General features: G+C 38.1%; 27 protein-coding genes. 20 read left to right on the top strand and 7 right to left on the bottom strand.

All coding sequences use genetic code 11. The annotated features are described in order from the left end of the window. Positions 1 to 19: 19 nt before the first annotated feature. From KZP23_RS14675 to KZP23_RS14655, 5 genes are all read left to right on the top strand, one after another. Positions 20 to 730: a transposase gene (locus tag KZP23_RS14675; RefSeq protein ID WP_226332540.1), complete on the top strand. Its 711-nt coding sequence runs from the start codon at positions 20 to 22 to the stop codon at positions 728 to 730. Between the two features lie 53 nt (positions 731 to 783). After that, on the top strand, positions 784 to 1,023 hold the full coding sequence (locus tag KZP23_RS14670) for a hypothetical protein (protein ID WP_226332539.1): 240 nt from the start codon (positions 784 to 786) through the stop codon (positions 1,021 to 1,023). Positions 1,024 to 1,406: 383 nt separating this feature from the next. Then, on the top strand, positions 1,407 to 1,994 hold the full coding sequence (locus KZP23_RS14665) for an STM3941 family protein (RefSeq protein ID WP_226332538.1): 588 nt from the start codon (positions 1,407 to 1,409) through the stop codon (positions 1,992 to 1,994). Positions 1,995 to 2,127: 133 nt separating this feature from the next. After that, a complete protein-coding gene (locus tag KZP23_RS14660) occupies positions 2,128 to 2,322 on the top strand; it encodes a hypothetical protein (protein WP_226332537.1) in 195 nt (64 codons plus the stop codon). Then, a complete protein-coding gene (locus KZP23_RS14655) occupies positions 2,322 to 2,618 on the top strand; it encodes a DUF2695 domain-containing protein (RefSeq protein WP_226332536.1) in 297 nt (98 codons plus the stop codon). Before KZP23_RS14660 ends, KZP23_RS14655 begins: the two co-directional genes overlap by 1 nt. Positions 2,619 to 2,656: 38 nt before the next feature. On the opposite strand, the gene KZP23_RS14650 is transcribed toward KZP23_RS14655, so the two are convergent. After that, positions 2,657 to 3,382 carry a DUF5131 family protein gene (locus tag KZP23_RS14650; protein WP_226332535.1) on the bottom strand — a complete coding sequence of 242 codons (726 nt, stop codon included), beginning with the start codon at positions 3,380 to 3,382 and terminating at the stop codon, positions 2,657 to 2,659. Between the two features lie 76 nt (positions 3,383 to 3,458). Next, positions 3,459 to 4,583 (bottom strand): three-Cys-motif partner protein TcmP, encoded by a 1,125-nt coding sequence (gene tcmP / locus KZP23_RS14645; protein WP_226332534.1) that lies wholly within the window; start codon positions 4,581 to 4,583, stop codon positions 3,459 to 3,461. Between the two features lie 386 nt (positions 4,584 to 4,969). On the opposite strand from tcmP, the gene KZP23_RS14640 reads away from it, so the two are divergent. The 13 genes from KZP23_RS14640 to KZP23_RS14575 all read left to right on the top strand — a co-directional run bounded on the left by KZP23_RS14640 (position 4,970) and on the right by KZP23_RS14575 (position 17,119). Next, positions 4,970 to 5,587: a hypothetical protein gene (locus KZP23_RS14640; protein WP_226332533.1), complete on the top strand. Its 618-nt coding sequence runs from the start codon at positions 4,970 to 4,972 to the stop codon at positions 5,585 to 5,587. Between the two features lie 53 nt (positions 5,588 to 5,640). Then, entirely contained in the window at positions 5,641 to 6,378 is a 738-nt protein-coding gene (locus tag KZP23_RS14635) for a DUF6966 domain-containing protein (RefSeq protein ID WP_226332532.1), read from the top strand. A gap of 896 nt (positions 6,379 to 7,274) precedes the next feature. Further along, complete coding sequence (locus tag KZP23_RS14625; protein WP_226332531.1) at positions 7,275 to 7,838, top strand: transcriptional regulator; 564 nt, start codon at positions 7,275 to 7,277, stop codon at positions 7,836 to 7,838. 500 nt (positions 7,839 to 8,338) lie between these two features. Then, positions 8,339 to 8,575, top strand: a complete 237-nt coding sequence (locus KZP23_RS14620) for a DUF6364 family protein (protein ID WP_226332530.1) — start codon at positions 8,339 to 8,341, stop codon at positions 8,573 to 8,575. Further along, entirely contained in the window at positions 8,572 to 8,985 is a 414-nt protein-coding gene (locus KZP23_RS14615) for a type II toxin-antitoxin system VapC family toxin (protein WP_226332529.1), read from the top strand. The genes KZP23_RS14620 and KZP23_RS14615 overlap by 4 nt, the downstream gene beginning before the upstream one ends. A 608-nt stretch (positions 8,986 to 9,593) precedes the next feature. After that, positions 9,594 to 9,935, top strand: a complete 342-nt coding sequence (locus KZP23_RS14610) for a type II toxin-antitoxin system RelE/ParE family toxin (protein WP_226336534.1) — start codon at positions 9,594 to 9,596, stop codon at positions 9,933 to 9,935. Further along, entirely contained in the window at positions 9,932 to 10,222 is a 291-nt protein-coding gene (locus tag KZP23_RS14605) for a helix-turn-helix domain-containing protein (protein WP_009183299.1), read from the top strand. Before KZP23_RS14610 ends, KZP23_RS14605 begins: the two co-directional genes overlap by 4 nt. 596 nt (positions 10,223 to 10,818) lie before the next feature. Further along, a complete protein-coding gene (locus KZP23_RS14600; protein WP_226332528.1) occupies positions 10,819 to 11,361 on the top strand; it encodes a hypothetical protein in 543 nt (180 codons plus the stop codon). Position 11,362: 1 nt separating this feature from the next. Next, positions 11,363 to 11,815, top strand: a complete 453-nt coding sequence (locus KZP23_RS14595) for a helix-turn-helix transcriptional regulator (protein ID WP_226332527.1) — start codon at positions 11,363 to 11,365, stop codon at positions 11,813 to 11,815. Positions 11,816 to 11,821: 6 nt separating this feature from the next. Further along, positions 11,822 to 12,289: a hypothetical protein gene (locus KZP23_RS14590; RefSeq protein ID WP_226332526.1), complete on the top strand. Its 468-nt coding sequence runs from the start codon at positions 11,822 to 11,824 to the stop codon at positions 12,287 to 12,289. A gap of 1,114 nt (positions 12,290 to 13,403) precedes the next feature. Then, positions 13,404 to 14,480 carry a hypothetical protein gene (locus KZP23_RS14585; RefSeq protein WP_226332525.1) on the top strand — a complete coding sequence of 359 codons (1,077 nt, stop codon included), beginning with the start codon at positions 13,404 to 13,406 and terminating at the stop codon, positions 14,478 to 14,480. 39 nt (positions 14,481 to 14,519) lie between these two features. Further along, positions 14,520 to 15,374, top strand: coding sequence for a hypothetical protein (locus KZP23_RS14580; protein ID WP_226332524.1), 855 nt, complete (start codon positions 14,520 to 14,522; stop codon positions 15,372 to 15,374). A gap of 323 nt (positions 15,375 to 15,697) precedes the next feature. After that, positions 15,698 to 17,119 carry a YfaP family protein gene (locus tag KZP23_RS14575; protein WP_226332523.1) on the top strand — a complete coding sequence of 474 codons (1,422 nt, stop codon included), beginning with the start codon at positions 15,698 to 15,700 and terminating at the stop codon, positions 17,117 to 17,119. A 684-nt stretch (positions 17,120 to 17,803) separates the two neighbouring features. On the opposite strand, the gene KZP23_RS14570 is transcribed toward KZP23_RS14575, so the two are convergent. Continuing rightward, positions 17,804 to 18,988 carry an ArnT family glycosyltransferase gene (locus KZP23_RS14570; protein ID WP_226332522.1) on the bottom strand — a complete coding sequence of 395 codons (1,185 nt, stop codon included), beginning with the start codon at positions 18,986 to 18,988 and terminating at the stop codon, positions 17,804 to 17,806. Positions 18,989 to 19,106: 118 nt separating this feature from the next. Continuing rightward, positions 19,107 to 19,703, bottom strand: a complete 597-nt coding sequence (locus KZP23_RS14565) for a dihydrofolate reductase family protein (RefSeq protein WP_226332521.1) — start codon at positions 19,701 to 19,703, stop codon at positions 19,107 to 19,109. A 369-nt stretch (positions 19,704 to 20,072) separates the two neighbouring features. On the opposite strand from KZP23_RS14565, the gene KZP23_RS14560 reads away from it, so the two are divergent. Together KZP23_RS14560 and KZP23_RS14555 are read left to right on the top strand one after the other, a co-directional pair. Continuing rightward, a complete protein-coding gene (locus tag KZP23_RS14560) occupies positions 20,073 to 20,669 on the top strand; it encodes an MCP four helix bundle domain-containing protein (protein WP_226332520.1) in 597 nt (198 codons plus the stop codon). A gap of 225 nt (positions 20,670 to 20,894) precedes the next feature. Continuing rightward, positions 20,895 to 21,293 carry an acyl-CoA thioesterase gene (locus KZP23_RS14555; RefSeq protein ID WP_226332519.1) on the top strand — a complete coding sequence of 133 codons (399 nt, stop codon included), beginning with the start codon at positions 20,895 to 20,897 and terminating at the stop codon, positions 21,291 to 21,293. A 103-nt stretch (positions 21,294 to 21,396) separates the two neighbouring features. On the opposite strand, the gene KZP23_RS14550 is transcribed toward KZP23_RS14555, so the two are convergent. The 3 genes from KZP23_RS14550 to KZP23_RS14540 form a co-directional block, all read right to left on the bottom strand. Further along, positions 21,397 to 22,302, bottom strand: a complete 906-nt coding sequence (locus KZP23_RS14550; RefSeq protein ID WP_226332518.1) for a pirin family protein — start codon at positions 22,300 to 22,302, stop codon at positions 21,397 to 21,399. A gap of 381 nt (positions 22,303 to 22,683) precedes the next feature. Next, positions 22,684 to 24,324 carry a hypothetical protein gene (locus KZP23_RS14545; protein WP_226332517.1) on the bottom strand — a complete coding sequence of 547 codons (1,641 nt, stop codon included), beginning with the start codon at positions 24,322 to 24,324 and terminating at the stop codon, positions 22,684 to 22,686. A 12-nt stretch (positions 24,325 to 24,336) separates the two neighbouring features. After that, complete coding sequence (locus KZP23_RS14540; RefSeq protein ID WP_226332516.1) at positions 24,337 to 25,524, bottom strand: DUF4249 domain-containing protein; 1,188 nt, start codon at positions 25,522 to 25,524, stop codon at positions 24,337 to 24,339.

Below are 25,524 nucleotides of genomic sequence, written 5' to 3'. Positions count from 1 at the left end.
TTTTACCCTTCGACAAAAGTTGATACCCAGAAGGGGGGTGGTCAACATCATCGGAAAAAAGTGGTCAGCATCACTGGAACAGGTGGTCAACATGAATCGGAATATACATGATATCATCAATTCGGATGACAATAAGCGGCAGCACTATATAGAGGCAAAGCCCTACAAAAGGGTCAACAAAAACACCCCCAAGGACATCGACCTCAACCTGAAGGCTTACCGGATCTTTGAAGGAACTGACCTGTTGGCCATCGAAGGAATGAGTTTTTCGACGGTACTGGCCTTGATGAGCGAAGTAGGCATAGAGGGCATCAGAAAGTTTAAAACGGCCAAGCACTTCGCTTCCTGGCTGCGACTGGCACCGAACAACAAGGTGAGCGGAGGGAAGGTGCTCTCAAGTAAAGTTCCAAAAGGAAGTAACAGACTGAAAATCGCATTACGGAATGCGGCCAATGCCATTGGAAACCTGAAGGATTCTACACCACTAAGAGACTTCTTTCATAGAATAAGTTTTAGAAAAGGAAGGGTTTCGGCCATCAGTGCCACGGCCAGAAAGCTGGCCGTCATCATCTGGAACATGGTGGTGAAGGGAGTACCCTATATCAATCCGGAAGGTTATCTCTTCCTGGACCAGAAAAGAAAACTGGGTTTAGTTAAAAGGATTAGGAAGCAAATCGATAAATTCGGTCTGACAAATGAGGATTTGGGACTGGAAACAGTCCATGTTTAACCTATTTTTATTACGTTAGTCAGAATTTAATAAGACCACACAGAATCAACAAAATGACAGTAGAATTTGAAATAAGAGATTATAAAATTAAATCGACAGGAGTTGACGGTGGACATTATTACTTATCGACCATTGTGGACTTTAAAGGCAGTAAACGAAATATGACTATCACTTTCAAAAACAAGAGTGACGAAAAACGATTAGCACAATTAAAATCACTTAAAGTAAAAGGACATTTACAAGATGAAGGTTCACAATTCACTTTAAGCTTGTTGGAATCAGAAATTATTTAAAATGTGTGAGAATTGTTTCAAAAATGAAATAGACTCTTTCCCTACAGAAGAAAGTTGGATAAGGTTTGACCTGGAGTTAACCAAGAAATTAGGGAATCAAAAAATAAAGCATGTCCAGTTCAAACCAGACGGGGTTAGAGACAAAGATGACGGTGAATATATTTATCAGTGTAATTCTTGTCATCAAAAATGGAAACTAAAAGATCCAGACTATTCATTTAGAGGATACTTTTTAAAAATGAAAGACCAATAATAATAACCCTGACGGTTGAAGAATGCCAATCACCCCGACTTGGTGGAGTATGCCACTCCACCCTACTATCCTGGGAATTTATAATTCCAGTAACCAATAACTTAATCCATGGAGGTCCAACTTATAACGAATGGCAGAACTTAAATCACATAGCATGACTCAGGAAGTTAAAATACCTTATAGCAAGTTGAAAATTGTTCTAGTTTTTGTCGGTTCACTTGGCTTCGTTGCCATAGGAGTTATGACTTTGCTTGATGAAAAAGGACTAACCTCGTTATTGTATAGTAGTGAAACCCTGAATAAAACAATCGGGGTTCTGTCAATTCTTTTCTTTGGAACTATTGCCGTGACAGTTCCGTGGAAGTTACTTTCAAAAAATTCGGGTATAGAAATCAATGAACTCGGAATAATTGACCATTCCAACTTATCAAGTATTGGACTGATTGAGTGGGAAGATATCAAAGAAATTCAGACGCATTCTTTTAAAAAAACAAGTTGGCTGTTGATCTACACTTTCCAACCACAGAAGTATATAAACAAGGCTGAAAATGGATTTAAAAGGTGGCTATTGAAATCTAACATAAGAACATACAAAACCCCTTTATCCATTACCTCAACCATTTTAAGTGTGAAGTTTAAAGTATTGGAAAAGTTAGTGATGGATGCCTTTGAAGAGAAAAAAGCATTACAAACGAATAAAGGAGAATCTCATCCCTAGACCTCTTACTCCTCCCCGACTGGGTGTAGTCTTTCACTCCACCCTACTATCCTCGGGATTTGTAATTCCAGTAAAAACAACTACATCTTAGAAGACCTTGTCAAAGCCGAGGTGAAAATAGAAACAATATACAATGGACAAATTTGAAATTCAGAAAAGAGCAAACAGTGTGGAAGGCCTGTCTGGCATGACTGTCAACGAACGTCTTTGGGCAAGCAGATTAATGAACTACTTCGAAAAAGTACGAACTGAAAACAAGGAAATTGCAAAGGTTATTCTTCAAGCACTTCGAGTGGATGAAAAATCTATTAATCAAATTTTAAACTAATGCCATACAAACAGGAAAAGGAACATAGAAAACAAATTCAGAAGGAACTAGCTCGAAAAGAAAAGGAATCATTCTTCAGTAACCTACCTATGGAACAAGAGCTCTTAATCGAACTTTTTGACTACTTAGATACTGAACTTGCTAGCTCCGGTTGTAAACATGATTATAACTTGACATCTAATTTCCTGAACTCCAAAGGAAAGCATCTTGAGGATCGAGTAATAAAATGGTTTCAGGAACAGAGAGGCTATTGTGATTGTGAAATTCTCTTGAATGTAGAAGAGAAATTTGAATAGGCTGGCTACAGTATAGTGAAGGACCGTGAGCTAAAGGTTCAAACACTTTTCTGTAGCTCTATTTCAGGCATTTCATCGTAAGTTTGGCCATTGAGCATACGCCCGTTTTTCTTTTTGTTTTTACCGCCCCATTGTTTAAAGAAAAATGCCACCTCCTTGCGGGCACATTGTTCTTGAATATCCAGCACCCAATCAGCATCCATAGGCCTGGGTTTATGGCCACTCTCCCCTCCTACTATTACCCAATCTATTCCCTCTAGGTTTAAATTTAGTAAAGGCCCTATTAAAGGCTCACAAGACAGGAATTTCACCTTGGCATCACTCTGCCTTAGCAGATCAATGCGGTCTGTCACGCGCTCATTTTCCACTGATACCCCCATCCAAATATTATGTGTCCACTTAAGCTCTTTGCTATATTGAAGTAATAAATCTGCTCTTTTGGTGAGCACCTGAAAAACATGCTGTGGATTATCATTCATCACCTTAAAGACTTTTTTGATAAAGCTTAAGGGAACATCCTTATGAAAAAGGTCACTCATGGAGTTCACAAAGACCACCTTGGATTTTTTCCAAGTATAGGGTGTATTCAGGGCATCTTCATGTGTCCGTATTTTGAATCCGTCCTTGTATTTCTCTATGCCCATGGCCTTTAATCTCTTGGCCATTACCTCGGCATAACAAAACTTACATCCCTGCGATACTTTATCGCAACCTGTGGTAGGATTCCAGGTCATTTCGGTCCATTCGATGCTTGATTGTGCCATAGGTTAATTTATTTAAATAGGTACTGACAAAGGTAATGAGTCGTAATAATTATAATAACTTAATGCGCTTATTGTCTCATTTTTTCTTTTCTACTATTCTGAATATCAAAAAGTTTTTATTTCGATATACATTTTCATAGGTAATCAAAGGTGAACTTCTATCGTATTCAATGAGGTTTGCTTTTTTCATCCTCTTGATTTCATCAGCAGCATGCTTTGCAATATGTCCTTCTTTTATGGTAAAATCATATGCCTCGAAATTATTACTGATTACCCCTTCAAGAATATGAGCTCTTAACTTTTCCTGAAAGGCCTCCAATTTTGTAGGCTTTTTGGCTTCAAAAAGGTGATACTGACCTTTGGTCATATCATCATCTAAATCAAAATCCGCTTCGCCATTGATGCTATTACGCTGCCATGCAATGTTCAAAAACTTGTCCACTGCCCTTGGGTGCGAAGCTCCGAATATTATCCCATGTATATTGGCTCCTTTCTTAATAGAAAATGGATATAACATCAATTCAGAATCTGCGGGTAATCTGCTTCTAATCTGTTCGGTAATTGACCTATGGATTGAGCTATATTTCTTTTGTTTGACTTTTTCCATATCAATATCCAGGTGCATCTTAAACTCTTTTTCTTTTCCAAAACGCCAGATATACGAAGATGATAAAAAATAGAGAAAATCAGTTTGGCGGGTCTTTTCCAAGGCATTGAAATACCTTTCAGAAAGGAACTTTATCCCATTTTGGTCAAGATAAACAAGTGAAGGATACTTTTCTATCAGTGGATAAAGTTTGGGAAACAAATGTTCAAAATCCTCATTATAATAACTAATTTCTATCCTCCGAGCCAGCCTGCTATTTTCCTTCAGGAAGTTTTCACAGGCCGATTTAAGTTGATTGAATTTATCCTGCTGTGTTTTACCTGGTTGGTACTCATTTAAAAACACCTTCACTTTAACGCCCTTTTGAAAAAGATTCCCAATTTGTTCTTTAAGCCTTTCCAAAATCCGAATAGGGCTCCCTGGCACTTTGTCTTTATCATATCCTGTACCTGCAAAGAAGTCAAAAATGCATATTTCAGGATCTCCCCGCATGACAAATGTAGGAATCCAGGCGGCAGCGTATGCTTCGAACATTTCAAGTTTGGCAATGGTCTTATCATCAAAAGGTTTTTCGTGCAGGTCTATTGTGGCCATAGTTATTTGTAATTCAAAAGTTTAAACAATTAAAAAGTAGTTCAATAAGTGAAAAATAAATAAAACAAATTATTCTTTACCAGTAAATACCCTAAGTGGGGTATTTTTTCAGAATTAGGAGGTATTGTTTTAAGGATAATGTTGTGGTTCCTATCCCCGACTGGGTGAAGCATGTCACTCCACCCTACTATCCTGGGAATTTGTAATTCCAGACATATAAACCATATCTTAGAAGACTTCGTCTAAGCCGAGGCTTTTTTGTTTTAGGGGAGGGGTAAAAATCCCATAGGTTGGATATTTGTTGGGAATGGGAAGATGGTTAGATTTATGTTTCAATAAAAATAAAAGTAGCTAAAACCATACTTATTATAAGTAGCATACATTTAATGAGCAAAAGCAATATTTACAGTATCCTTTCAATTTTTTTGCTATTTATGGCAATTATCCAAGCTCCAATATTCTATTACTACACCTTTGGAATGATAGCAATCTTAATTATTGTTCCTTATGTAGTCTTTGGGTTTGGATTGACAATTTGGCTTCTTGTTGTAATAGTTAAAAAATCAGATCAGATAACAAGAACCCCTAAAATTACCATTGGATTAACATTTTTAATTGGAAGCTTTACCTTGATTTTTGGTGAATCGTTGATAGAAAAGTTAGACTGGAATTTAAGGAAAAACGACAGAGAAGTAATAATTGAATTAATAAAAGAGGATAAGATCCAACCTAATGGAAAATATAATAATGGAATAGCAAAATTAAGTAATTGGAATTTCCCTCCGATTTCTAATGGTGGAAATGAAATTACAATTTACAAAACAGAAAGTAGCAAAGTGACAGTTGAATTTTATATCAACAGAGGTTTTTTGGATCATTATTCAGCTTTTGTATACACAAATGACACAGAAAAAATAAAAGAATTAGAAGAGCATATGTCTTATCAAAAAGGACTGCAGCTTAACAAAAAACTTGACGAAAATTGGTATAGAGTATCATATTGACAAAATAAAAAACAGCCACCATTACAAGAAAGCTGGGTTATAAGCAAGCATAAGTGACAGACTACTACAAAATATCATTAGACATTTTATACCGACTTCTAAAAGAGTCAGGTAACGACCATTGGGCAAATTGGATTCAAAAGGACATTCATTTATGGACAACTCAAAAAAGAGTTGACAATCATCTCGGTGCTTATGGCGGAATGGGTTCAATTAATGACTTGGTTGTTGGTGGCTCGGACACAATTGGTGTATGGAAAAACAAACTGTTTGACACGACCAAAACCCTTTCTTGGAATTTAGCAAAAGGAAAAATATCGACGGCCTCCCTTGACGAAAAATTTTATCGAAATGGTTCAAATGAAATAAGCGGGTGGCGTTGTAGACACTGTGGACATTCCCGAATTGACAAGTCAGATATAGAACTGTACCTATCAACTGAATTTTTACCTAAATTGTTTGTAGAATATATTAAGCAAGACAAATTAATAGAGATTTTAGACTTGAAAAATATTGTTGTGCTTGAAAAAATAGTTGACAAAAGAAATGCGATTGAAAAGGTAATTCAAAACGCAAACATTGCCTTGACCACAAGAAACAATTGGTTAAGGACTTGCCATGAATGTGAAAGTAAAAATGTTTGTGTTTACAGTTGGCAGACAATGGACAACGATACAAAAATTATTGAGTCGAAAGACAATTTAAAAATGGAAACGGGAAAAAGGCCTGCCTATAACACCTTACCAAAAGCAGGGCGTTCGTGGTGGCAGAAACTTTTCCGCACCGAATAAACATTAGTTGTAACTTGACAGGTTGGTGCTCCGAAAGCCCCGCCTTCGTCAAGCTGCAAAACGTTAAACGAATTGGTAATGTAAATGAGCTGAATATGAGCAAGGCTTTTGTTAATGGCCAATAGTATTTTAAAGCAAGTAGCCTCTAGTGGATTTAAACTTTCAAATTTCTTAAATTAGAGAAGCTGAGAAATTGTGACAAGTTGTTTAAACCCTATTCAATAAATTATGGAAGTCCTTCGGTTGGAGTTTTTTTTTGTGGGGTTTTGGTGAGAAATACTCTAAGTGGGGTATTTTTAGTTTTTAGAGGATTGAATATTTTTGGAAAACGATCGGAAAGTTGAAAATCCGAAAAGGTTTGAAATAGGATATAAAAGTATGAGTGCAAGCCTATTTTGGTGGACGAAATAAAAGTTAATAAACCTAATTACATTCCTCCTATTTAGAAAATAAAGTTAGTTTAGTTAATTATATAAACACCTCAGTATTCACTTAACAATAGTTCGGTTATTATCCAAACTTTTTAATTATCTTTGCGTACACAAATATGAGACTAGTTGGTAAGAAAAAGCTCATGAAGCTCAAAAATAAAAACAAAGGAAACATCCAGTTAGTCAAGGCTATTGATAAATTGATTAATGTAATTGAAGAAGGCAAATGGACAAATGGAGAAGAGCTAAAGAAAGACAGAATTGATGCAGATTGTGTACACAATGATGGTTTCTTTTTTTTTCAACATAAATGTTCACCGTACCTTAATCTTAATTGAATTTGATGAAGAGGGTGAAGCAACTGTTGTTTGGGCTGGAACTCATCAAGAATATGATTCCATTTTTAAGGGCAACAAAAACACCATTAAAAAATGGCTTAGAGCAAATGAGTATATAGACTAGATTATGAAAACACAGTTTGATATAGAAAGTGTTTTGAAGGCTGGAAAGCTTAAAAACGAATTGGAGTATGAAAGAGCTCTGATTGCTGACAGAAAACTAAGAGTTCTCTGTAAAGAGAATTCTCGACTCAAACCTGTACGTAAGCAATTAAGAGATCTAATCGAAAATTATGAAGACAAAAACTGGTCTTCATCAGAAATTAATGACGCTAAGTTAAAAGAAGGTGATTTGGCTGAATTAATAGCTGAAAAAGAGCGTCAATTCATTCGTAGTAGAAAAGAATTGATTAAAAAACAATTGAAAAAATACGAACTAAATCAACAAGATTTAATGACGCTACTGGGACATAAGAGCAAAACCCATATGTCTGAATTAATGAATGGAATTTCTCCTTTCACATTGAATGATTTAATCGTAATCAACCGCCTTTTAAAAATAGACCTTGCTGATTTAATCCCAACCACACTATCTCATCGGCGCAGAAGTCAAATAAAAAAATCTATTCAGGTAATTGGGACAAAAAAAGTCAAACTAAGTTCTGAAGATTTTGATTTAGCTCTAACTTAAAAACCAATCCTAGTAACTAAGTATTCGGGCGTCCGGAACGACCAAACCTAACAAAATTCGGCAGGCATGAATGCAGTGTTGAACGAGTGGTGCAGGAAATGGGGTAATTATGGGGTAAGCTTTTCTTATGGGCCAATAGTTCTTTTAAAGTATCTGCCTCTAGTGGATTTAAACTTTCAAATTTCTTAAATTAAGGAAGCTGAGAAATTATAGAAGTTGTTTAAACCCTATTCAATAAATTATGGAAGCCCTTCGACTGGAGGACTTTTTTTATAGAGGTTTGGTGAAAAATACCCTAGGTGGGGTATTTGAAAGGAATGGGGAGATGGTTAGATTTAATATTTCTTTTTCGTTCAACTGAATCTTAATTAGTCTTAAAAACAGTTTGTTTCTTGTCTAGATTAAGGTTAAAATACTTTAGGTTGCCTGCAAGAAAAATACCCGTGCTCACATTAGTTATACACGTAATTAATTATTATTTTTACACGTAAAACTCAGCTATGGATAAGAAATTGACTTTGAGCCTCGACCAAAACATTATTGAGCGTGCTAAAATTTATGCACGTTCTAATAATATTAGTGTTTCTAAACTAATCGAAGCTTATCTAAACAGCTTGACAACAAAAAGCAATGATATTGAAATTACACCTCTTGTTGAAAGCTTATCTGGTGTAATTAACTTACCTGATAACGATCAAAAGGATTATACGGACTACTTAATGGATAAGTACAAATGAAAAGCCTTTTAATCGACACGAATATTATCATCGATTTATTAGCTAAAAGAGATGAGTTTTATTCAGAAGCAGCTCAACTCTTCTCACTTGCTGATAAGAAAGAAATAAAATTAAAAATTTCATCTCTAAGCTTTGCCAATACAAACTACATTCTAACCCGACTAAAATCCGCTAAAGAGGCAAGAGAAATATTAAGAAAATTCAAAGTGTTAGTCGATATCTTAAATCTAGATGATAGGATAATTGAATTAGCCATCAGCGATGAAAAATTTCCTGACTTTGAAGATGGATTGCAATACTATTCAGCTATTGAAAATCCTGTTGACATCATTATAACCAGAAATAAAAAAGACTTTAAAAAATCAAAGCTACCGGTTTTAACAGCTAAAGAGTTCTTAGCTAATAAATAATGCCAGCAGGCAGTCGAGTAGGTAAAGGGGAATTCCATCCCTAAACCTCTCACTACCTGTCCCGTCATAGCGGGAGAACCATATTCCGCAAGTCTGTGGGACAGGTTGTGAACCACTGGATTGTTCATAATGAATATTTTCCAATTGTTTTCACGAATGCTATGGCATTTCATACGGCTCTTATTATGCAGTCGGTTGATAGTCCATTAAGTTAGACCAATTTATATCCCATATCCCAGTGATAGAAAAGGATTGGATAAGAGACAGTAACTTGTCTATGCCCTGACTTGGTGAAGTATGCCAGCCGTCTGAGTGAGTATGCCACTCCACCCTACTATCCCGGGAATTTATAATTCCTTCTGTAAGCCAACCATTCTTTTGACCGGCTTCCTCGAAATAATCGGGGCAGGCTGTCCAAGGATGTTTTAACGCAATCTTATTAGTCTTAAGAAAACAATTTATTATTTTGCATAGATTTCGAGTAAAATACTTTGCGTTATAGCGCATATAAAGAGCCCCAAACCTAACACAATTAGTTTTTTAATTTTGAAAATAGTAACTTTAAAGTTACATTTGTATTATGGATAAAGTAAGGGAAGTCATAGCTTATAAAAAACCATTTTGAAAACTTTTTAAAAGCCCAAACTGAAAAAGTCCAAAACAAGATTTTCAAGGTCATTGAGGCGATTGAAACATTGGAAAGAGTTCCGGAGACTTACCTGAAACCTATCAAAACAAAGAAAGGGCTATATGAAGCTAGGGTTCAGTTGGCATCTAATATATGGAGGGTGTTTTGTTTTTTCGATGAAGGAAAACTTGTGATACTTCTCAATGGCTTTCAAAAGAAAACCAAAAAAACACCTCCCAAAGAAATTGAAAAGGCTGCCCAACTGATGGTTGAATATTATGCTGAAAAGGAAGTTCAAAAAGGAAAAAAGAAAAAGAAATGAATACGAAGAGCTGGAAAGAAATCAAAGATGATGTGTACGGAGTGAAAGGAACCGAACGTAGGGATGAATTGGAAAGGGATTTTGAATCTTTCAAAATTGGTTTGCTATTAAAAAAGGCAAGGGAGGACAAGAATCTAACCCAGGAGCAATTAGCGGAATTAGTAGATAAAAAGAGAACTTACATTTCAAGAGTTGAGAACAATGGAAGTAATCTAACACTGAAAACCCTTTATGAAATTGTTGAAAAAGGATTGGGAGGAAAGGTAAAAATCTCCATTGAACTCTGAAAAAGGAAATACGCGCTATAGTCGAGTAGGTAAAGGGGAATTCCATCCCTAAACCTCTCACTACCTGTCCCGCCATTAGGGGGAACCGTATTCCGCAAGTCTGCGGAACAGGCTGTGAACCACTGGATTGTTCATAATGAATATTTTCCAATTGTTTTCACGAATGCTATAGCATTTCATACGGCTATTATTATTATTATGCAGTCGGTTAATAGTCCATTAGGTTAGACTAATTTATATCCCATACCCCAGTGATAGAAAAGGATTGGATAAGAGACAGTAACTTGTCTATGCCCTGACTTGGTGAAGTATGCCACCCGTCTGAGTGAGTATGCCACTCCACCCTATTATCCTGGGAATTTATAATTCCTGTAACTAATCACTTTATCGATAAGACCTCGTCAAGGCCGAGGCTTTTTGTTCTTGGGGATTGGTAAAAATACCCTAGGTGGGGTATTTTATTTAATTTCCTCATTCTTTAGTTTTGATAGTCATATGGATACACATGTTTGTAAAACACTTTTTCATAGGGAAATGGTTGATTTGTTAAATTCCATTTTTATTTGAACAAAAAAGTAAACTTGTAGGTTGATAAAATGAAGGTTCTCCGTATATTTGAATGTGCAAATGAAAAATTATACGCTGCTCAATATGATACAGATGAAAGAGATGCATTGGTTATCCTACAAAATCAGTGGAGCGATCCCCAATACCTAAGGGAATTTTTTGATGAATTTGACCGTGATTTTAGAAAGTTCTATGGAAACGTAAATGTTAACAAAAGAATCCTTGAAACAATAGACGAAGCAGACGAGCTTATTGGATTGCTTTTTGATCTATGTGAAGAAGGTGGTGATTTGGACGAAATATTCAAACCACTTGACAATCAAGAAAAGGAAACAAGCAGTTATTCCTTGCAGGCTCTAAAAGGAAAAGGGTCACATAGAAAAAGTTATTTGAGAATCTATGCACTACGTTACGGCAGTACTTATATCATTACCGGTGGTGCTATCAAGTTGACAGCTACTATGCAGGAAAGACCGCATACCAAGACTGAACTCTACAAACTTGATCTGGTGAAAAGGTTCTTAAAAGATAAAAATGCCGAAGGTCAGTTTGTATACTTAGATATAGAATAAGATGAGCCAATTAGAAAAAGATATCAGGGATATGGCCGCAAAAGCGCCTAGGTCCAATTGGAAAGAGAAGGTAGAATACAGAAGGGCCAATAAAAAATGGTTAAAAAAATCATCTGAAATTGCTCTCAGGGTATTGGACGCTCTTGATGATAAAGGGTGGAGAAAAGCTGATTTGGCCCGAAAACTTGAGGTAAGCCCTCAGCAAGTGGGAAAAATTGTAAAGGGACAAGAAAACTTCACCTTGGAAACGCTTTCTAAATTGGAAGATGTTTTAGGAATTACCTTGATTACAGTACTTCAAGAGGATGAAATTGTGATGAAAAGAAAAGATGTGGCCTACAGGTATCATACAGCAATTAAGGTTTCGGGTAATTTGAATATGGATGATAATTTTGTTTATCAGCAACAACGAAAAAGTAAATCTGAGGAGTGTGATCTTATTTCAGCAGCTTAATTAATTATGCCGAAGAATATAGAATTTTCCTTTCGCTTAGTAGGTATCGATACCCAGCAATTTGCCCTACTCCAGGATAATTTCTCCAATGGGGGTGAAATAGGACTCGACCTTGGTGTTCCTATCCATGCCGATGACGAGCATCATAGAATTTCTGTGGTAATTGAAGGACGATTTATTTGCAACGATAAGCCTTTTATGATCTTTAAGGTCATGTGTGAATTTGAAATCCATCCTGAAGCCTTTCAAACGCTTATCAGTAAAAAAAGCAAAAAGGAATTTTTAAAAATCCCTGTAGGTCTATGCCGTCATTTAGCCACTATCGCAGTAGGTACCACAAGAGGCGTTTTGCATGAGCGCTTGGCCAAAACACCTTTTAATAACTTTATTCTCCCAACTGTAGATCTCACCAAAATTTTGACTGATGATTTGGTATTGGTAAAGGGAGCTAGGAAAATGAAGGAAATGAATTAATGTGTTAATTGCGTGGACTCCCGGACTGGGTGGAGCATGCCTCTTCACCCTATATCCTGGGAATTTGTAATTCCAGTAACGATTAGGAAAAGAGATCCTCTCGCCGCGGCGAGTGACATCGATTAATGTCTACGTCATTCAGCTACTTTATATTCGAGAAAATGTTCACCTCTCAGAAGTGGATTACTGGCAGAAGATTACTGGACTTGTATTATGGCCATTGCAAATGGCCTATTGACGTGAGGGATGTTATTTGGTAATAGACTATATTAAGGTGTAGATGCAATCTACACCTAGACCAGGGTGCGAAGTCAGGAGATTTGAGTCTGGAGACTCAATTTTCATCGTCCCGCAGCTCAGCTGGCGGGACAACCGGGGCTGACGCCGTTTTTAAGTTCAAAAACCCTCTGATCCCCCAAGTTTAAACTGTCGCTTCAGAACAAAGAACCTAGATACAGGATGCTGATTACCACTTTCAGCAGAATTAGGGAACAAAGCTAATTTGATAAAGGGGCATTGCAAATGCCTTGTATTGATAGGTCCAGATTGCAAATCTGGACCAGCAAGCTTTATTATTAGTTGTAAGTCATCGGTGTACTAAATACACACAAGGTCCTGCAGCTAAGCTGGCAGGAAAAGGGCTAACACTCCCGAAATACATAAAAAAGACCTCCTTTGTGGGGAGGTTTTATAGCAACTATCCTAGTCTCTTCCATTGTATCACTTTCATATGGTCCCCTGTTTTTATTCGCTTTCCAGTACCGGGATTTCGAGCCATAACCAATACTGGGCAACCCATCAGATTTACCTGTTTTAGGGTATTGAACCCGCATTATGCATTAGCCTATCTATTACGACCTGAAACTACTTTAAAATCAGTCGCTTCGCTGCTGTTTTCGATTCTACCTGGCGGTAGACAGGTTCACCATAGCGATGCTATGATTCAATCTCCAAACAGCCTGATTTTCTTGTAGTTTCAGCTCTCATAACGATTCCTAATGCATAAAGCGGGTTGAAACTAGATGAAGCTTGATGTATCTTTGAGTATAAATTATCTATTTATGTAAATATTCGGTGTAATATCGTACATAATTCAAATAATAGCCTAATAAATATGACTGCTACTCCTTTTAAAAAAAACCAGTCCAAAGCCACTAAAAAAGGTCTTGTCCCCATACGGCTTAAGCAATATTTCTTGAAAAAGGCCATACCGTTTTTAGCTTTGTACCTTTCAAGTATTCCCTCTATTTTCGCACAATCATTTTGTGGTGAAGTGAAGCCTCTTTTGGTCAGAAGTCAAATGCCTTATATTGGAATTTCCGTAGATGGGCACAAAGGCTATTTTTTGATCGACTATGCCGCGACAGTATCTACTATCGATACCAGTGCCTTTGTCAAAGGACATCCCAGTCCTATAGGTCCTTCAACCTATTTCAACAATTTTGACTTTTACGGTTCTTGGGGAAAAGTAACTTTATTCCATGCGGACTATAGCCCTATTCAAGGATTAGGAGAGATCAAACAAGCAGGTATAATAGGGACAGATTTCCTTTCTCTTAATGCCTTCCTGTTAGATTATGAAAACGGGAAAATCTACCGATCAAAAGAGGATGAATGTACTGAGTCATGGTTATCAACTCATGGCTTCAAGGCAGTTTCCACCGCTGGATATTTTGCGGATCAAAAATCAAAGCTTCAGGATAATTGTACTTTCAATGTTCCGACCATCCCGGTAAGAATTGGAAAAGCCATGGCTATGGCCCAGATCGACCCAGGATTTGATGATGGGCTCTACCCGTTTTCGGTCAATATCAATAAAGCTTTTTTTGATGCCATAGAAGCCTCAGGGCTTTCATTGGAAGAGCTTCCCGAAGCAAGCTTATCTTTATCTACCTGCATAGATGGCATTACAGAAGAAGTAAAAGCCTACCAAGTCGCTGATGGCAGCAAGTTTGAAATTATCGGGATGGATGGAAGTCCCGTGATGATCACTTCGGATTTTTATATTTTCTTGAAAAACCCTCCTTCCTCTATTTACTCCTGTGGGGGAATCGGTACTTGGAAAATTCCAGCCGCCCAGTTTGGAGCATCTTTTTTAGCCGCTGCCAAACAGGTTTTCTTTGACCCATTCCATTCTAAAGTGTGGTTCAAAAAAACTACTTTGCTGATCAAGGATGACAAAGTCCAATAAATATACACGTTTATTTTCTCACATGGATAACCTTTTTGTATGAAAAACTTCGCGATTACGCTACTGCTTATTTTGTTTAGCCTGCCCTCATTTTCGCAACAGGAAAACGAAGTATCTTTCTATCAATTACGCCCTTGCATACCCAAGCAAGACACCGTATATATGAAAACCGGAGAGAAGAAAGTACTCCTTAAAGAGGGCTGGACGGTTACGGAGGAAAAGGCGGGAATAACCGTGCAACGGGTTTTAGAAAAAGACACAGTGATTTCGATTCCTCAAGACATTCCTGTAAAAGTTACTTCAAAGTGGAAAATTGGAGAGGTAAAACATACTGATGATACTCCAGGGAAATTATACCTTAACCCTTACCATTTTACGTCCTCTTCAGATACAAACCTAAACCATCAAAGCTATCTACCAATTCTGGAGAATGGTTATGTGAGATTACTAAGACATGCTTTTAAATGGAGTGCCATCACCATACCCTTTGCAATCCGACCAGCGCTAAACGACACTATAGGCAGTAAAGCCACTACAGACCTCAAACTAGGCGCGTCGATTTCCTACAACCTCAATTGGGAAACCTTTAAGAACAGGCGGTTTAAAGCTAAAAAAAATGCCATGGGCATAGCTGGGGGCTTGGGTTTCGGACTATCCAAAGTCAGCCTTAATGCTTCTTCCACCAGTCTGTCGGATAGCCCATATGTTCATGAAGAAGACGGCCTGGCTTTTTTTCTTGCTCCGGGAGTAGGTCTAAATATCAGGGGATTTCAGCTCAACTTTTCTTATGCCTGGGATATTCCCCTCACCCATAATGTCAAAGACTGGAACTATGCCAATAAAGGCTACTACGGCATCGGACTGGGAGTTAATCTGGATGGATTTGGCAAGTAATGATGAAACGTAAGGACTTCCTAAAAACAAGAAAGGGGAAAACAAAGGAGAACCGGAATCATCACCAATGACCATTATCAATTTGAAAACCGGCCTGTAACTAAGTGAAATAAGCAATAAATACACTAAAAAATGTATTGAACAACATAATTAAGGATACTATTTTTGTTTTCATAAGTATTTGATTCTTACGGCTAATTTTTGTCCACTTTGAATACAGCCCAGTTTTTATGCTGTTCAAAATCCATTAAGCAATCAAATATCCATCCTTTAACATTTAGTAGGTTATTTAATAAGCCGTTTATTTTTAAGCATCAAGAATTATGAAAAATTTACTTATCCATTTGACAATTTGCCTTCTCTTTTTCAGTTGTAGCCTGATAGAGGAGATGACCAATGACGAAGAGGAGTTTGAAGCCGATGTATCCATCGTCCATTACACACCTGAGGCCTTTGGACACGAAGAAATAGCTCCTCAGGTAAGCCTGAAAAACGATCAATTTCAAGTCACTTCTTTTGGTCGCAATGATTCGGAATACCCTAGCTCTCCTGAAAAACTGTACCTGTCCGATATGGAAACAGGCACGGAATGGGTAGTCTTGCTCAACTCATCCAAAGAAGCGGAATTTATGTATGGCATCAATACCGCCACCCATGAAAGACTCCCCTACCTTTACCACTCAGAAAGCATCGATGAAAGCGCTTATTACCTGAGATTTTATCATTACGACTGGGAAAATAGACTGGGAACATTGCTGTATGAGGCAAAAATTGACAACGAGATTGTAGAAGTGATTTTTGACAATGAACTATCTCCATCTGATCGGATCAATCCTGACCTTTCCAAAACGAAAACAAAGGCCTTTCCTGCGCCAGTCATTGGCCTGTACAATAGGAAATCCAAAAGCAATAGCAGCATGGTCCAAAGGGTTACGGCTACTTCAGTGGATGACCTCGACGACTTTTTTGACAGTCAAGTAAAAGACCTTATGGAGGTACTCAAAGACACCAAAACCAAGCTTATCAATGCCCCTTGCAATGTCAGTAAGGTATTGAATAAATCTGACAAAAACTTTGTGTGTAAACTATCGGACAATTTGAACAAAATCACTGATGAGGAGATTTTTGGAGACATTTATGAACTTACCGATGAGGAACAATATTTAGGAGAGAGCGAATTTCAAGGGGAAAATGACATTTCCATTTCCCTATTTGATGATGTCAGCTTTATAGATGACATCAGGGACCATATCAATGATATACGAAATAAAATTTCTGAGAGTGAATGGATAGATCTGGATGATTGGTTAGAAGACCTGGACGAGATAGCAATAGTGGAAGAAGAAGACTTGGATGACTTATCGGATAGCAATGGGGTGATCCAAATTGGGCTAAGCTGGGATACAGAAGCGGATATCGACCTGCATGTCACCGATCCTAATGGGGAGACCATCTATTATGATAACCCGAGTTCCGCATCGGGAGGTTACCTGGACAGGGATGATGTGGATGGCTTTGGCCCCGAAAACATCTATTGGACCAGTGATATTCCAAATGGCAACTTTTCCATAAGCTTGGTGTACTACGCGCCCAGTGAAAACGCTCCCTTGACAGATTGTGTCGTTAAAGTCATCAATGGCTTAGGTGCTGAAAAAACCTTCAGACTTAGTTTAGGCTATTTTGACCATAACAAAGTGCATGTAGCGAATTTCCAAAGACAAGGGCATACCTTGACATTTGAATAAATATAGGTCCTTTTCTTAACCTACAGAACCACCCAATTCAAGTAATTTGTAAACTTGGATTGGGTTTTCATTTTTCACCTTGCTCAAAACAAACACCCTGCTCTATTAGCTGTTGGGCATTAAAAATTGAAATGGGAATGATAAAAGAAAATAGGCTATATTTGTCCAGATGAGGTTCAAACTTTTTACGTTGGTGTGAGCTGCTGATATTCCCAGCACTTATATGCTTAACTCTTCAATTATTTTATAATGAGATTGGTTAATCTTAATTGGCCTTCATAAATACGGTACCTATGCTACCAATCACTGTCCGTAAAATACCCTGTTCGGGATATTTTTTTTAAGGAAGCGTAGTTACTTAGCGCTAATGCTTGCTAAAAATAGCCTGACATCTAGCCAAGCTGTGGCTAATCTGAAACCATTTTGCGCAGCAATCCATTGATCAAAATCAAAATGGAACATTAGAATACGATTGTTTCTCAAAACGATAATTTCTTTGTTCTTTGTTCATAGGCCCATCGTTTAGGCTTGGATCATGCCACTGCCCAATCCCCTTCAGGAACAAGTTGATAAAGCATCCGCAGACAAAAACCTTGCTTTAGTGCTTCAACCAGCCAACTTTAAATCCTAACCAAGGTGAAGAATATTCTATGGCCTATTGCTTGCTCCTGGGCAAACCCCACTTTAGCCCTTTCTTTTCCCCCATATCCTTCCAAACAGGCCAGCATATTCAATTTTTGCCAAACTCCCGCTACCTATGATAAGCACCCAAGGCAATATGGCCACCAAAAAACGATTGCGCCAATCTATGGTCATCAGAATAGTGCTCAGTATACTCACAAGTAGAAATACAGCCACCATTACCCTGATACCCATGGGAACTTTATTTGATCGTATACCTTTGACAAAACCTATATAGAAAGGCAATAAGATCAACAACATGTAGCCATTATGCATACTAGAATAATAAGGTCGGATATAAAACAGGTAATAAAACAACTTTGCTCCCAATAGCTGGAGCGCATAAAGCGGGTTGGCCAAGACCAAAACCAATAACTGCACCAAGGGTGGCCAAGATGCATCCGGTAGGTAGAGGTCTTGCGGCACCTCTAATTTCAACCATTTTTCATAAGCCCCAAAAGGCAGTACTTCCAAGTTATAAATGATTTCTCCTACCTGATAGTCCCGAACAAAAGTAAAGGTAGAAAGCATTTTATTGGCCAAAAGCAATAAGGTCAAAGTACCTACCATTAGACAAGTATACTTCACAGTTCTCTTCTTGATCTTGTGCCATAGCAATGTGAGCAATAAAGCAAATACTCCTGCCAATAAGGCGATGCCTGTAGGTTTGGTAAAGACGGCCGCCAAGATAATCAGGCTGCCCATCCCCCATAGTTGCTGTCCTCCCCGACCCCTTACCCCTCTTAGAATAAAGTAAAAAGCCAGACAATTAAGTGAGATCAATAAAGACTCACAATATATCTCAAAATTCCAGTAGGAAATCATAAAAAAAACAACAAAGCCTATCCCAGCCCAAAGTCCCGCTTTTGGCTGAGCATACAAGCTTTTGGCACTGGCGTAGACACTGATCAAGGCGGTATAAGACAAAAGCAGCTGACCAAACACAACCATTCCTAAGGAATTATAGATACTGGTCATCAGGATAATAAATAAGGGGTAGACGATATACCAAAACTCATGGGGCTTAAAGAAAATCCCCCTTTCCTGAATTTCCCGGGCATAGGTCAAATACCTTTCCGTATCGCTGTCTTCCATCACACCCAGTTGGGTATACAGCACTAAATTGACCAAGACAAATCCCAAACTAAGGATAAATATATGTAAATGAGATACTGACTTGAAAAGCATAAACAGCTTGACTTAATTAAACGGATAAAAAACACAGCATAAGCATCATGGGCCACAAATCTACTGCTTGGGTTAATAATTGTAAATGACCGCTTGGAAGTTAGGGACGCAAGGGGATTTAAGTGCCAACCGTTCCTGTCTCTACTTTTCCTGCCCTTAGATAATTGGCCAAAATAACACCCTTAGGCGTACTAGTACATGCTTTTAGTAGAAATGCTGCTGGTATCTCTCCCCCTTCAAATAGCTTCTTACCTTTGCCTAGCGTCAATGGATGTATCTTGAGCCTTAACTCGTCCACTAAGTCATGTGCTAATAATAGCTGTATAAGTTGTGTACTGCCCCAGACCTGAATATCCTTACCTTCAGTATGTTTGAGCGCTTTAATATCGGTGATTGACTTTAAAAATACCGTATTGTTCCAATTTGATTCCCTTCTGGTTTCTGATAGGACATATTTAACACCTTCATTGATTTGTGGCCAAAATTCAGCATGCCCCGGCCAATAATTCTCCCAAATCTCAAAAGTCTTTCGCCCCAAAAGGTAATCCACTGATGCCTCGAGCTCTTTGGTCACGGCACTGTCATATTCTTCCTCATCATAGGGTGCCACCCAACCTCCAAACTCAAAGCCATTGGAAGGATCTTCTTCTGGCGCCCCAGGTCCCTGCATCACCCCATCCAAGGTAAGCATGGCTAAAACAGTTATCTTTCTCATATCCTTATCCTAATAGTGGAATGTGCAATCTACACATAAAAGAAATATTTGGAAGTATTGGAAGCTTGCCTTTGTAGAAAAATGGGGAGGAAGACTTCACCCATTTTAAATCCCACTTCCTTCGCTGGATTAGATATAGAATAGGTCCTTGATTTGATGTCGCACGAAGATGAATTTGATGACATCCATCCAATTCCCCAAAATTATTATATCTTTCAGATAAAAGCCCTGCTGGCCACTATTCCCTAAGGCATCACAAGATGTGCGGAAGACGGCTATTATGGATGGCATAAAACTTAAATTGATAGCGACCTGTGAGCAAGGTCAAGGGAGACAAGCTAATTTATTTATCCAAATAACCTATGTAATATGACGGTTTTCAATAAAATAAAATGGAGCGCAAGCATACTTTTGGTATTTATCATTGTTTTGACTACTAACCTGATAGACAAGGACAATTTTCAAAGTTTGAGCAATTCAGTAAAAACCATTTATGAAGACAGAATCGTTGCCAGTGATCTTTTATTTGAAATGTCAACCTTGATCCATCACAAAGAAATCGCGATCATTTCCTCAGATTCCAGTTATATGCAGTCTGAGAACTCTCCTGATAATGAAAAACTGGACAATTACATGCTGCAGTATAGCAAAACTAAATTAACCGAGAAAGAGCAGTTCTTGTTTGAACAATTAAAGGATGATATTGCTACTTTGAAGCACAGCGAAAGGAACCATGGTATGCAGGACAAAAGCAAATGGCTCAGCCAAATAGATAAAGTAAATCAACGCCTATATGATCTGTCAAAGATCCAACTTGAGGAAAGCAGGCGACAAGTATTTATCAGCAATAAGGCCAAGGATACCATCAACTTTTTTACCCAAGGAGAAATCATATTACTGATTTTATTGTCCATACTCATTCAGGTAATCATATTTTATAAACCCAAAGGGGATAAAAAGTCCTGAATATTCAATCATCCGACTATTCTTTCAGTAGTCAGGAATAATATTCTCTGCAATTAGTCCCTGTTTATAACTTGCCCTATTTCTATCGTTTGTATACCTTCGGGAAGAATAGTTAGAAGGGAGAAACGGCCAAGCCATCAAATACAAACGGATAAAAAACCTTACTAAATGGCTTGGATGAAATTATTAGTGATTTATTGATGTTAAAAAACTAAAACAGATCATATGAATTTCCACACCAGAAAATGGATCAAACCAGAAGACCTCAATGCCAATAATTCTTTGTTTGGAGGACGCCTGTTGGCATGGATAGATGAAGAGGCCGCACTTTATGCAATTATTCAATTGGAAAACAAGCATGTCGTGACCAAGTACATGTCCTCCATCAATTTCATGGCATCTGCGCGGGTTAACGATATCATCGAAATAGGTATAGCCCCAGTGAAATTTGGAAAGACCTCGCTCACCTTAAAATGTAAAGTGAGGAACAAAATGACACGACAGACCATTATCACCATAGATGAGATCATCATGGTCAACCTGGACCAAGATGGCCAACCCAAAGCTCATGGAAAGCACCAGATCGAGTATGTAAAAGACCGGCTAGAAGCAAAATCGAAGTAAGAAATTTAAATAGATGCTTGGAGCTTAAAAGATGATCAACCAACGGAAAATAATCTTAAGCATAGATATTAAGATTTATCCCCTTAGTAGGTGAAATTTTAAATCATGCTTTCTTTTGGAATATGTTTTCCGGTAAAGGCACATAATCCTGATCATCATGTGGAATTTTTGGGAATGCTGTCAGGTTTTGCGCTTTCCAGTCTTCTTTGGCCCTTTCGATAATGGCCTTGTCAGAGCTCACAAAATTCCAATACATAAAACGTTCTTCATCAAAAGGTGCTCCCCCAAAAAGATATAAGGTGGTTTCACCATTGGTTTCAAATTCACATAATGAAGCTTTTTTGGCAATAAGCAGCTGCCTGCTTCCATAATCATTGTTCTCAATTTTTACGGTTCCCTCCAAAACATACATGCCCACTTCACCAAACAATTGCTTGCCAATATTTATTTTCTGGGCCGTTGTGGTCTTTATCTCAATAAAATATAAAGGACTATGTACCGGAACAGGCGACTTTTTATCTTTGATTTCACCAGCGATCAATTTATAAAAAACACCATCTTCTTTCCAAGTGGGAATCTCTGCCTTACTGATATGAAAAAAGGAAGGCTCTGCTTGCTCCATATCCTTGGGCAGGCCAATCCATATCTGGAAGCCATGAAGAAACTTATCTGCTTTCCGCAAATATGCTGGAGTTCTCTCCGAATGTACCACACCTTTCCCTGCTGTCATCCAATTGACTTCACCGGGTTTAATCTCTATGACATTTCCCAAGTTATCCCTATGTAAGATAGCCCCATCAAATAAATAGGTCAATGTAGAAAGTCCGATATGAGGATGGGGCGGTACATCGAGGTTTTGATGTTCTTTCAAACAGGCGGGGCCCATATGGTCTATAAATACAAAAGGACCTACTGCTCTTTTTTGCCGGAACGGAAGCAGCCTTCCCACCATAAAGTTACCAATATCAGCTGCCTTTTCTTCTAATATAAGGCCTACGTTTGATTGCATACAAAAGGGGTTTAGATCAACAATATTGCTTCAGTTCTCCTACTAAAATACATAATATAATCTGATTATCCGCTATGATGCCAGTAACCATAAATCCTTTGCTCAAGAGGTCTGAAGACCGAAGCAGTTGATATTTTGACTAAAACCAACATTTCGATTCCCTTTTAACATTTACTGGTGCTATTGCGGATATACATAATATAAATGCTATTTCTTAGAAACACCTAAAAAGAATGTTTATCTGGAGACTGTAGAGAAAAATCTTAGGGAAACAAAATTGCAAACGGAGAGCCCTAGGTACCTCGAAGGGTCAGAAATGCTACAATGTGTAAGATGAGAAATCTGTAATGAGACATTCTGTTATAAAACAGACTAACTATATTATTCCGCTACAACCCTAAAATCCAATATGGACCAGCTTTGTATCCCATTTGGGGAAATACTGCTCACTTTCACTTCATATACTCCCGGTATATGGGAAGTACTAAACTTAATTTTCACTTTCCCATCTTCCTGTACTTTGACATTATCCTCCCAATACAAAATGGTTCTGAAATCTGGTATACTTCCCTCCTCTTCACTTAAGGGGGTATTGAACTTCCAATTTAGGGGAGATTGAATCTTTGGATATTCGATATATAGCACCCCTTTAGGAATAGGGAAGCCCCCAAAATTATTATGATAAGATTGAATATTGATCAGCCCATCAAAAACATTATCCAGTATATAGAATTTTCTGTTGACTACCTCTATCTTTTCGATGCTGTCTGTACTATGCCTTCCCAATGCATCACTATCAAATACAGGCATACCATCAATCAGCATTAGAGGATTATTCTTAAACATCTTGTCCTCGGGGTAATTGGAAAGTTTAAAATGGTATTTCCCCTCATTTTTCCTGACCATTACACTTGGGACATATTCTTTAAGGGTAGTGCCCAAATCATTAAACCGATTGTACTCATCCAAATTATAGGCTACATCCGCATCGAAACCGGTTATAATGGGCTTTATAGCTCTTTGCTTTGGTGCTAAATAATAGGCTGTGGCAGCATGGGACAAAACCAAATCATTCAATGCCCCCTTATCCATCATGGTAAATTTCAGCGCAGGAAATTTCAACACCTCTTCGGAAGGAGCTCCCGCAAAAGGATGCTGTAGGGACATATCAAATGGTAGGGTATCCTGCCCTGTTTGTAACAGCAGAAAGTCATAGCCCTTCAATGCCCCCAGTTCAAAAAAGACTTGTCCACTTTCATCTGGTTTTCCTAAAAACAAATCCGATTTTTCACCATGTGCAGAAAGAAAATACACTTGCGTCGTATCTATTTGAGCACCTGAGACTACTCCTTTAATGATATGTCCACGCAATTCAGGAATTAGTTCAGTGTTTTTACTTGACAGAATTTCAGTATCGGGTATTATAGCCTTTATGGCAGGAAGGTATGGATTCTTTTTACTTACAGAAATACTTAATTCTTGACCAAAAGAGGCTGTAATGGTAAGTTCAGCCCCTTCATCCTGACCCAATGTTTCTTTGCTTAAGTTCAACTTGATGGAATTTTTGGCAATATTTTCCTTCCAAACCTCTCCACCAGATTGACTACTTTGAGCAGGAATTTCTGGATTAATGACCGTGATCAAACTATGGTGGTAATTATTTTCATCTCCCATTGAACTGGCCAATCTGGAATATACCCTGAGTAAGTAATGGTCAGATGGGATCTCTACCGGAATTTTCATATAAGCATCAGCCTTTCCTGATTCCAAAGGGATGATGGTGCCAGTGACCCGTTTACCTTTGCGATTGATCAAATCGGCGTAGGCCATTTTTGAAAAGGTGGCCTTGCCTTCCTGCCTGATATCCACCGAAAAAGGAACCGTTTCTCCGCTGACCGCTATGGATTTACTCATATGCACATAAACCTGCTCAGAAAAGTGGGAAGGCAGGGTCTCCTGCAATGCCCAAGAAAGGGATAGGCTACAACAAAAGAGTGGAAATAAATAAATGAAAATTCTCATGTGTGCTATCAATTAATACTCCCAAAAATCAGGTTTTTCTTTTTGCCCTCTTAAGGTACAATCTGTACATTTGGTACTGGCTCCTACATAAGCGACAATGCGGCTCGGGTCATTATCAGCAGTAATTGGAGAAACGGGCACCCTATAGTTATTATTAAAAGAAGCACTGGCATCTATTACAGCAACTGTATCTGTAGAAAACTCACAGCCGGTATAGAATGGGTTATTGACCTGCCAATTTAGAATTTCATGGCGTCCTATATAAATACGTTTTTCAATTGATGTACCTATGGTGATGAAACCGATTGCCTTCCGCTCCTTATTCGATACATGATGGATATTACTACCCAAAATAGAGGGCAAGGGGCTAAAAACACCACCTATATCATCTGAGTTTTTCCTGAGTATTTCAAAAAAATCATAAGCTTCTTTTGAAATAGCCCTTTGTCGTATTACAATCGAATAACGCCTGCCCAACTTTTCAGAACCATAGGGAATTTGTTGGATTTCCTTCCGATGGATACTATGGTCCTGGTACTGCGCTGAAGAACCTATCACCACCTTATTGGATTTTTCAGAAAGGAAGCATTCATTGGTCATCTCATTTGCAGTCCTGTACAAGATGGTATCTTTGGTTTCGCTTAATTTGACATATTTAAGAAAACTGATGATCGGGGTATTAAAAATCCAAGTCTCCTCAAAATTCCAAATAAAATATTGTGCGTTTTCATTCCCTTTGGTGTTAAGGTAAATTTCTAAATCATCATCTTCCCCTTGGTGATAACCTATGGAATCAATTGGCGGTGTAATTTGTGGTCTGATCCAATCACTTAGGTACTTACCCTTTTCTGGAATATCAATGCTAAGTCTATATTCTCCATCACTATTTAAATAACGGTCAAAGAAATACCTCCCTGTTTGGTCTCCCCACAGTGGAATTTGCACCATGCTTCCGGCTTGGTCTTGGTATTCTATAGTTACGTCTGCATTGGTAATGCTATTCATAAAAACCTCCCCAGAAGAAATTGGAGAAGTATAACTCAATTTTATTTCTGATAGGCCTTCCTCCACCTCAATATGACCTTCCACCACTAGTATTTCGAGTTCTTCCTGATCGATCTCCGGCTCATAAACCTCCCTACAGCCCCATCCCAGTAAGAATAACAAGCAGCATACCAAATGAATATACCTTTGATCCAT

The organism is Echinicola marina (assembly GCF_020463795.1).
Lineage (GTDB): Bacteria > Bacteroidota > Bacteroidia > Cytophagales > Cyclobacteriaceae > Echinicola > Echinicola marina.
This window is presented reverse-complemented; position numbering and strand designations above follow the sequence as displayed.

Excerpts from the sequence above, each read along its gene's own strand:
- KZP23_RS14570 (WP_226332522.1), bottom strand. The coding sequence starts at position 18,988 with ATGCTTTTCAAGTCAGTATCTCATTTACATATATTTATCCTTAGTTTG.
- KZP23_RS14575 (WP_226332523.1), top strand. The coding sequence starts at position 15,698 with ATGAAAAATTTACTTATCCATTTGACAATTTGCCTTCTCTTTTTCAGT.
- KZP23_RS14600 (WP_226332528.1), top strand. The coding sequence starts at position 10,819 with ATGAAGGTTCTCCGTATATTTGAATGTGCAAATGAAAAATTATACGCT.
- KZP23_RS14625 (WP_226332531.1), top strand. The coding sequence starts at position 7,275 with ATGAAAACACAGTTTGATATAGAAAGTGTTTTGAAGGCTGGAAAGCTT.
- KZP23_RS14655 (WP_226332536.1), top strand. The coding sequence starts at position 2,322 with ATGCCATACAAACAGGAAAAGGAACATAGAAAACAAATTCAGAAGGAA.
- KZP23_RS14620 (WP_226332530.1), top strand. The coding sequence starts at position 8,339 with ATGGATAAGAAATTGACTTTGAGCCTCGACCAAAACATTATTGAGCGT.
- KZP23_RS14540 (WP_226332516.1), bottom strand. The coding sequence starts at position 25,524 with ATGGATCAAAGGTATATTCATTTGGTATGCTGCTTGTTATTCTTACTG.
- KZP23_RS14665 (WP_226332538.1), top strand. The coding sequence starts at position 1,407 with ATGGCAGAACTTAAATCACATAGCATGACTCAGGAAGTTAAAATACCT.
- KZP23_RS14640 (WP_226332533.1), top strand. The coding sequence starts at position 4,970 with ATGAGCAAAAGCAATATTTACAGTATCCTTTCAATTTTTTTGCTATTT.
- KZP23_RS14650 (WP_226332535.1), bottom strand. The coding sequence starts at position 3,382 with ATGGCACAATCAAGCATCGAATGGACCGAAATGACCTGGAATCCTACC.
- KZP23_RS14585 (WP_226332525.1), top strand. The coding sequence starts at position 13,404 with ATGACTGCTACTCCTTTTAAAAAAAACCAGTCCAAAGCCACTAAAAAA.
- KZP23_RS14595 (WP_226332527.1), top strand. The coding sequence starts at position 11,363 with ATGAGCCAATTAGAAAAAGATATCAGGGATATGGCCGCAAAAGCGCCT.
- KZP23_RS14590 (WP_226332526.1), top strand. The coding sequence starts at position 11,822 with ATGCCGAAGAATATAGAATTTTCCTTTCGCTTAGTAGGTATCGATACC.
- tcmP (WP_226332534.1), bottom strand. The coding sequence starts at position 4,583 with ATGGCCACAATAGACCTGCACGAAAAACCTTTTGATGATAAGACCATT.
- KZP23_RS14555 (WP_226332519.1), top strand. The coding sequence starts at position 20,895 with ATGAATTTCCACACCAGAAAATGGATCAAACCAGAAGACCTCAATGCC.
- KZP23_RS14560 (WP_226332520.1), top strand. The coding sequence starts at position 20,073 with ATGACGGTTTTCAATAAAATAAAATGGAGCGCAAGCATACTTTTGGTA.
- KZP23_RS14565 (WP_226332521.1), bottom strand. The coding sequence starts at position 19,703 with ATGAGAAAGATAACTGTTTTAGCCATGCTTACCTTGGATGGGGTGATG.
- KZP23_RS14670 (WP_226332539.1), top strand. The coding sequence starts at position 784 with ATGACAGTAGAATTTGAAATAAGAGATTATAAAATTAAATCGACAGGA.
- KZP23_RS14615 (WP_226332529.1), top strand. The coding sequence starts at position 8,572 with ATGAAAAGCCTTTTAATCGACACGAATATTATCATCGATTTATTAGCT.
- KZP23_RS14545 (WP_226332517.1), bottom strand. The coding sequence starts at position 24,324 with ATGAGAATTTTCATTTATTTATTTCCACTCTTTTGTTGTAGCCTATCC.
- KZP23_RS14580 (WP_226332524.1), top strand. The coding sequence starts at position 14,520 with ATGAAAAACTTCGCGATTACGCTACTGCTTATTTTGTTTAGCCTGCCC.
- KZP23_RS14605 (WP_009183299.1), top strand. The coding sequence starts at position 9,932 with ATGAATACGAAGAGCTGGAAAGAAATCAAAGATGATGTGTACGGAGTG.
- KZP23_RS14550 (WP_226332518.1), bottom strand. The coding sequence starts at position 22,302 with ATGCAATCAAACGTAGGCCTTATATTAGAAGAAAAGGCAGCTGATATT.
- KZP23_RS14660 (WP_226332537.1), top strand. The coding sequence starts at position 2,128 with ATGGACAAATTTGAAATTCAGAAAAGAGCAAACAGTGTGGAAGGCCTG.